The following is a 5,357-nucleotide window of genomic DNA, read 5'->3' as shown; positions in this document are numbered from 1 at the left end:
GAAATTAGCAAGGACGTCGTTGAAGAACCTCACAGTAGATCCGAACTTGTTGTTGCCGTACTCAGAAACGTAGATGCCCGTAAGAATGCCGACCGGCAGGCCTATCATGCTTGCATAGAAGACGAGGAGAAGGGTGCCGACTATCGCGTTGCCTATCCCCTCGCCCGGCTCACCAGTCCCTACTGTCCTATTAGTCAGGAACTCCCAGCTCAGAGCCGGCGCCCCCTTCATCACGACGCCAGCCAGGATGTAGACCAGGGGAATCAAGGCAAGGATGACACACGCGAGGGCGAGTCCAGAGGCGAGTGTGTTCTTCAGCTTGCGATACTCGTATGTGTTCACAGCCCACCACCAGTTGCTGGGACTCTGCTCATGAATCTTCCGACCATTATCCTCGCGAAGGCATTCACCAAGAGCGCAATGACGAAGAGAACGAGCCCGATCTCGATCAACGCGGACAACTGCAGTCCTTGAGCCTCTCCCCAGTTGTTTGCGATCAGGCTCGCCATGGTCTGTCCAGGATCCAGAAGTGACCAGGATACCCTGTTCGCGTTCCCAATGGTCATGGTCACAGCCATCGTCTCTCCGACCGCTCTGCCCAGGCCGAGTATGCATGCGCCAAAGATCCCGGAGCGCGCGTAGGTGAGCACGGCTATTCTTGTCGTCTCGTACCTAGTCGCACCAATGCTGAGAGCTGCCTCCCTCTGCGAATCGGGAACAGCCATCATTGCCTCTTTCGACACGGATGCGATCGTGGGAATGATCATGATCGCGAGAATGATGCCCGCGGTGAACTTGTCCAGCCCTACGGGATCTCCCTGGAACAGGGGCGTCCATCCAAGAACGCTCTGGAAGAACGGCTCGACAGTGTCAACCATCACTGGCCTAAGAGCGTACATCGCCCAGAGTCCGTATATGACACTCGGAACCGCAGCCAACAGCTCTACAACGAACGAGAGAGGCCCCTTCAACCAGGGCGGTGCCAATTCTGATAGGTAGGTTGCGATGCCAATGCTTAGAGGCACTCCGATCAGCACAGCAATTCCCGTTGTCATCAGAGTGCCGAAAATGAAAGGAAGGGCTCCGTACACGTCTCGGTTCGGATCCCAATCTCCTCCGATCAAGAACCCGAACCCAAATCTCTCTATCGACAACTGTGCATCGAAAACCATCCTTACGACGAGCAGCCATACCAGAGCCAGGGTTAGAGTCGCCACTCCCATGACCGAATATTCGAATACCAGGTCACCTCCGAATCTCAGAGGTTTCCCTCTTAGTCTCGAACCCTTGCTACTCGCCATGATAGCCACCTTGCCGAATCTGCCTCGTCCCCCAAGGTTTTTGACCTCTTTCTCAACCGGAGGGATATGTCTATGGGCCTCCACACTTGCCTATCTGAGCATCTGCCCATCGTACGTGATCGAATTGAGAGTCGCTTCGTTGATCGCAGTGACAGACGAAGGCAGCTGGGCATAGTACAGGTCGGGCGCATATGATTGCCCCTCCTGATGCACGACCCACCATAGGAAGTCCACCAACGCCTTCGCCGCCGTCTTATTCATCTTGCTCTGGTCATTGTACAATTCCTTGTAGATGAGTACGTAGGTGAAGCTGGCAATCGGGTATGCGCTAGCTCCAGGTGCGTTCAGTATGTTCACATGGGACCAGTCTCCGTCGCCCGCAGGGAGGGTTGTGTTCGATGCGGCGGCAGAGGTCGTCTCAAGCGAGGCGTTCACGAAGTTGCCATCATGGTTCTTCAATTGCGCGAATGGGACGTTGTTCGCGATTGCATACGCCAACTCGATGTACCCAATCGAATGCAGAGTTGTCTTGATTGTCTGCGTGACTCCAGGGTTCCCGTTGGCGCCGATTGCATCGTGCCAGCTGACTGATTTCCCCTGTCCGTAGAGGGTTGCGAATTCGTTGCTCACCACAGTCAAATACCCCGAGAACACGAAAGTCGTTCCCGATGAGTCTGATCGCGCTATTGTTGTGATCTGATCCGAGGGCAGTGTGATGCCTGGATTCAGACCGGCGATGGCAGGGTCGTTCCATGTCGTAATGTTCCTCATGAAGATCCCGGCCAGAGTGGGTCCATCCAAGCGTAGGGTCTGCAGACCGGGCTCATTGTACGCCACGACGACCGCCCCGAGGGTTTCTGGGATGTGCACAAGTCCATATGTGGAAGAATCGGTCGCGCTAAGGGGTGCATCCGATCCTGCGAAATCCACATGCTTGTCCTTGATCTGGGTGATGCCGGCTCCGCTTCCTCCTCCGCCATAGTTGATCTTGACTGTGTTGTCCGTCTTGTCATAGTACTCGTCGGCCCACTTCAATATCAAGGGCATAGGAAAGGTGGCCCCAGCGCCCGTCAATGCGACGCTATCCTTCCCGTGCCCGGATGACAGCAGTCCCCCCGAAAGAACCGCTGCCAATATTACCCCAACCACGATCACCAATGCGGCGACTACAATCCAAGTCCTGCCACCTTTGTGGGGCATGACAATCTGGTCTCCATTCTGGCTGCCCTTCGTTTTCTTAAGCTCACTCATGCCTTCACCAAGCCTCAAATCTCAATAGCGGGCTCACTTGTTCCGGAAATCGGTGTCCAGGTCTTCTCCGACCTCGTCGTACAGTTTCCTCTCATCGATCTGCATTTCTCTGTGTTCTTCCGTTGTCGTTCGTCTCTCCATTCTCTCATCTCTCTTCATTCAAGCCATGGTGGATCCATGCACTTGACATCTCTGAATGTAGAACCGACTGTCACTCACTAGCACGTGGACAAATATATAGATGAATATAGTTATCATACACAAGTCTGAAGCTGGTGCATTCTATAGAGTGCACCAGTGTCAGTGAGAATAGGGGGAGAATCTCCGTATGCAAGAGACTAGGAAGATTCAGAAGACCGGTGGCTCGACCTATGTGGTGTCCTTGCCAAAGAAATGGATACAGAGCGCCGGACTCAAGAAAGGTGATCAGGTGGCGCTGAGCGTCACAGGGGACGGGACCCTGATAGTCGATCCTCACATGCCCAGGGAATCGGAGAAGCTCGTCAAGGTCGTCGATATCAACCCATCAACGGACTCGAAGGCGCTTCTCCGGCTTCTTATTGGCGCATACGTGACTGGATATGATGTCATAGAGATACGCGCCAAGGGCAGGATCCCAACGGAGCTCAGGAAGACCATCCAGGATTTCTCCAGACGCGTGATTGGTCCCGAGGTTGTGGAGGAGAGTTCCAGCCTTGTGGTCCTTCAGGACGTTGCCGACCATGCAGACCTCGACATGAGAAAAGTGGTACGAAGAATGCACTTGATGGCGAGGAACATGCTGGAGGAATCGATCAAGGCTGCGAAGGAACTGGACAGAGGAATGGCCGACGAGGTCATTGCCCGCGATGATGAAGTTGACCGGCTTCATTGGTTTGTTGAAAAACAACACGCGATGACAAGGCGTAATGTCACATTTGCAGCAAAAATGAAGATGACATGGCTGGAGTCCGACTCGATGCTATCCACAGCAAAGGCGCTTGAGCGGATTGCAGATCACGCCTCGAGAATCGCCCACAGCGTCAAACTCCTTGGGGATTCCAGGATCGATGCCGAGACTATGAGGAGTCTGGAGCAACTGAGCGCGGAGGCAATCTCCATTCTCGACTGCAGTGTTGAATCGCTGTTCAAGAGGGACTCCTCTCAGGCGAATAGTTGCATCGAACGAACCTCTGGTCTTAGAGAGAAGTCGAACGCCTTCCTTGACGAAATCATGAAGAAACGGGGGAAGGTTGCTGTGGGATTGGCTTTTGCCGCGGAGAGCATCGAAAGAACCGGTGGATACTCCTCTGACATCGCGGAGATAGCAATCAATCTGGCCGAGGGGCAATAATCTGGATTCTCGACCTTTCCATTCTTTGCCGGCAAATAACTCGCGTCGGATCGACAACATTCTGCGTTGACCATTCAAGCTCCCAGCATCAATCACCGGTAGATTCCGGGCTATAATCCGGGCCCGATATCGGGAATTGTGGTGATGGTTCTCCTGGCTGCGGTCTTGTTGACAATTGAGGCGAAGGAAGGCACAGTGATTTACAGTCGGTCGCCTTTCCTCCTCTATGTTGAAGAGGGCCTTGGGCTTCCTCCCTATGGGCTTTTCTCACGATGATTCGTGTGCATGCTATCGGATTTGAAGCTCTGGCCACCAGTGAATTCTGTTCTTCCTGGAAAATACAAGAGGTAGACGTTGCATTCCTTTCCAGGTGGGCTAGTAGTGTCAACAGTAGCTGACGGATTAAAAAGATGCTTCGCACTACCAGTAAATGGTTTGTATCGTATGCCAACTTGGTATTCTTCCATGCACTAGTCTCCTCCTCGAACCACCCCGAGGCAAGACGGTGAATCGACCCATGAGGTACAAATCTGTTTCCTCCAAAAGGTAAAAAAGGAAAGAGGTTTGCGCCGAGCCGTCAATTCCGCTCGCTAATTACTGGGCGGTCTTCCTAGCCATGATCACGAGCACGGTCACAGGCACAAGCCCCATGCTCTTCGGAGCGTGCACGCTGTTCGACTTGGGCACCACGGTGGCCGTGTTGGACGTCGAGTCGTCCACGACGAACCCCGAACCAGTTTCGGAGGCTTGTCCGTTGCCCGCGTCCATCCACTGGTCGAGGTCGAGGTAGTATTTCCTCGCGGTTTCCTCTTTACAGGACATTAGGGACGCTACCAATGCAATCGCGTCGTTGCGGCCTCTATAACGCCTGAAAGCCTGGATCCCAAAAGTGTGCCTCAAGTTCATCGGGCTGAGGTTATCGACACCGATGCGCCGACCAACGCGCCTTACCATTTGGGCGATTCCATCTGGCGAAATCCGCCTACCGTACTTCATCCAGTGAACCAGCTTCGGGCGCACTTCGACGGGAATCAAGAACCGTCTTGATTGCTCGTTCTTGCATCGGCGGTACTCTAGCCATTCCCCGTCGAACTTCATTCCATCGTGCCAGATTCGCTCTCCATTCTTGCGAACCTTCCAGCGTCCATCCCGATAGAGTACATCGACTGGATGCATCCCAAGCTTGAGCATCAAGAATATTGGGATGTACTCATTCTCGCTACACGCGTCTAGCAGTTTTCGTTGGATCTTCTCATCGAATATCGCCTTCTTCCTTGTCATGCCTTTTCACTTCGCAGGTGCGATGTGCCTAGCTCCGGCCTAGACAGGGTATAGGCGGCACATATACTTAGGATTTTGCCTAAGGTGGTAACCCGATATAAAACTTTTTGGCGAATGATTCGGCTTCTGAGAGCTTAGTAGGTGTCCTCTCTGGACTCTATCCGGTCTGCGTATTTCTGCTTCAGAGTCTT

General features: G+C 53.4%; 5 protein-coding genes. 1 reads left to right on the top strand and 4 read right to left on the bottom strand.

Translation table 11 applies throughout. The features are described 5' to 3' along the window. The 3 genes from KJ653_01215 to pstS form a co-directional block, all read right to left on the bottom strand. Nucleotides 1-342 (bottom strand): phosphate ABC transporter permease PtsA (locus tag KJ653_01215; protein ID MBU0684457.1); only part of this gene is annotated, 342 nt, incomplete at its 3' end. Then, the gene (gene pstC / locus KJ653_01210) at nucleotides 339-1,301 is read right to left on the bottom strand and encodes a phosphate ABC transporter permease subunit PstC (GenBank protein MBU0684456.1); all 963 of its coding nucleotides are present in this window, start codon (nucleotides 1,299-1,301) and stop codon (nucleotides 339-341) included. The genes pstC and KJ653_01215, both read right to left, overlap by 4 nt. A gap of 90 nt (nucleotides 1,302-1,391) precedes the next feature. Next, nucleotides 1,392-2,552 carry a phosphate ABC transporter substrate-binding protein PstS gene (gene pstS / locus KJ653_01205; protein MBU0684455.1) on the bottom strand — a complete coding sequence of 387 codons (1,161 nt, stop codon included), beginning with the start codon at nucleotides 2,550-2,552 and terminating at the stop codon, nucleotides 1,392-1,394. 328 nt (nucleotides 2,553-2,880) lie between these two features. On the opposite strand from pstS, the gene KJ653_01200 reads away from it, so the two are divergent. After that, nucleotides 2,881-3,885 (top strand): phosphate uptake regulator PhoU, encoded by a 1,005-nt coding sequence (locus tag KJ653_01200; protein ID MBU0684454.1) that lies wholly within the window; start codon nucleotides 2,881-2,883, stop codon nucleotides 3,883-3,885. A 594-nt stretch (nucleotides 3,886-4,479) separates the two neighbouring features. On the opposite strand, the gene KJ653_01195 is transcribed toward KJ653_01200, so the two are convergent. Further along, nucleotides 4,480-5,166 carry a hypothetical protein gene (locus KJ653_01195; GenBank protein ID MBU0684453.1) on the bottom strand — a complete coding sequence of 229 codons (687 nt, stop codon included), beginning with the start codon at nucleotides 5,164-5,166 and terminating at the stop codon, nucleotides 4,480-4,482. Nucleotides 5,167-5,357 lie beyond the last annotated feature (191 nt).

Source organism: Candidatus Thermoplasmatota archaeon (genome assembly GCA_018814355.1).
Lineage (GTDB): Archaea > Thermoplasmatota > Thermoplasmata > UBA10834 > UBA10834 > COMBO-56-21.
Note: the sequence above shows the minus strand (reverse complement) of the source record. Positions and strands in the feature narration are given on the sequence as shown.

Bases quoted from the DNA above. Each gene is read 5' to 3' on its own strand.
- pstC (MBU0684456.1), bottom strand. From the start codon at position 1,301: ATGGCGAGTAGCAAGGGTTCGAGACTAAGAGGGAAACCTCTGAGATTC.
- KJ653_01200 (MBU0684454.1), top strand. From the start codon at position 2,881: ATGCAAGAGACTAGGAAGATTCAGAAGACCGGTGGCTCGACCTATGTG.
- pstS (MBU0684455.1), bottom strand. From the start codon at position 2,552: ATGAGTGAGCTTAAGAAAACGAAGGGCAGCCAGAATGGAGACCAGATT.
- KJ653_01195 (MBU0684453.1), bottom strand. From the start codon at position 5,166: ATGACAAGGAAGAAGGCGATATTCGATGAGAAGATCCAACGAAAACTG.